This window comes from Peribacillus sp. SIMBA_075, assembly GCF_046534585.1.
In genome coordinates this window covers 1-254 of sequence record NZ_JAWRYN010001076.1, presented here as the reverse complement: position 1 = coordinate 254, position 254 = coordinate 1, and the positions used below count along the sequence as shown (strand labels likewise).

Annotated in this window: 1 protein-coding gene; it reads right to left on the bottom strand. The window is 44.1% G+C overall.

The genetic code is table 11. From position 1 onward, the window contains the following. Nucleotides 1-197, bottom strand: a 197-nt coding sequence (locus tag SB775_RS31600) for a hypothetical protein (RefSeq protein WP_410865235.1), incomplete at its 3' end; no start/stop codon positions are given. Between the last annotated feature and the right edge of the window lie 57 nt (nucleotides 198-254).

The window sequence follows — 254 nt, the reverse complement described above, 5'->3', positions numbered from 1 at the left end:
AGATCACTTTTGCGCTGTGGCTTCTTCAGTCCATTCTCTCTTTCCTTCATTCTCTGTTGGAAAGCTGCGATGTTGGGATATTTCGTATTGGTTTGGACGAGGCCGAACATATATTCGCCCATCTGTGCATATGGCTTCATATTGATTGGAACATCGACCAGATATCGTCCAACACAGTATGTTTTTGATTCGTTCATGTTCGGCTCGCCGGCTACACAAGTTACAGACAAAAATGCGAGGAGCAATGTTATCAG